The sequence below is a fragment of the Streptomyces sp. GC420 genome (assembly GCF_009916105.1).
GTDB lineage: Bacteria > Actinomycetota > Actinomycetes > Streptomycetales > Streptomycetaceae > Streptomyces.
Window position 1 is genome coordinate 1 of record NZ_JAAAXQ010000776.1, and the last position, 1,045, is coordinate 1,045.

At 72.9% G+C, this 1,045-nt stretch carries 1 protein-coding gene; it reads right to left on the reverse strand.

Annotation, left to right across the window (positions count from 1 at the left end):
• Positions 1-23 precede the first annotated feature (23 nt).
• The gene (locus GUY61_RS38545; protein WP_166634928.1) at positions 24-998 is read right to left on the reverse strand and encodes an aldo/keto reductase; all 975 of its coding nucleotides are present in this window, start codon (positions 996-998) and stop codon (positions 24-26) included.
• Between the last annotated feature and the right edge of the window lie 47 nt (positions 999-1,045).

Consider the following 1,045-nt stretch of genomic DNA (forward strand, 5'->3'; position numbering starts at 1 on the left):
CGGGGCGGCGCCTGAGCCGGCCATCAGCTCCAGGGCAGTTCGGCGCGCTCGCGCCAGTACGCCGCCGGTTCCTCCGCGAGGTCCGCGAGGCGGGCCAGCTCCTCGTCGTCGAGGTCCACGACGGCCGCGTGCAGGTTCGACGAGAGCTGTACGGCGGTGACAGCGCCCGAGAGGACCACCGAGGCCCAGGGTTTGCGCAGGATCACGGCCAGCGCGACCGCGTCGCAGCCCAGGCCGGTCCGCCGGGCGGCCTCACGGAGCGCGGCCGGTGCGTGCGGTGCGGCGAGACGTCCGTTGGCCATGGCCTCCTTGACGATGACGGCGACGCCCGCTTCGTGCGCCTCGGCGAGCGCGGGCGCGGCGGAGGTCTCGAGGAGGTTGAAGGTGCTCTGCACCGTACGGAAGAGCGGCTTGTCGTCGACAAGGACGGCGAGGGCCGCCCGGATCGTCTCGGCCTGGGCCGGACCGCTGGTGGTCAGGCCGATGCTCACACCGCTCTCCGCGGCGAACTCGGCCAGCCGGGCGTGGAGTTCCTTGTCGGACAGGGCCGGGCTGTCCGGCGTGACCGAATGGATCTGGTAGAGGTCGAGCCGTTCACCGAGCAGTTCGGCGGTCTGCGCACGCTGTTCCTCGAAGGTGGCCACGCCGTGGTCCTTGATCTCGTGGACCTCGGCGTCCGTGCGCCACCCGGCCGTGTAGCGGTATCCCCACTTGCTGCCGATGACGAGGTCGCCGGCATCGGGCCGGGCGGCCAGCCAGTCGGCCAGGAACTCCTCCGAGCGGCCGTAGGAGCGGGCCACGTCCACATAGCGGACACCCTGCGCGTAGGCCGCGTCCAGCAGTTCGTGCGTACGCCGGCGCATGACCTCGACGCCGCGTTCGGCCGGCAGGTCGGCGTCCCTCCCGAGGTTGATGTAGCCGGGGCGGCCGACGGCGGCGAGACCGAGGCCGATGTGGGCGGTGGGGGTCGTCGCGGCGTCTAGGCGGGCGAAGGGCATCGCGCACTCCTGGGCTGGTCGGCGGCTCGGCGGACGAGGGTTCCGGG

Excerpts from the sequence above, each read along its gene's own strand:
- GUY61_RS38545 (WP_166634928.1), bottom strand. The coding sequence starts at position 998 with ATGCCCTTCGCCCGCCTAGACGCCGCGACGACCCCCACCGCCCACATC.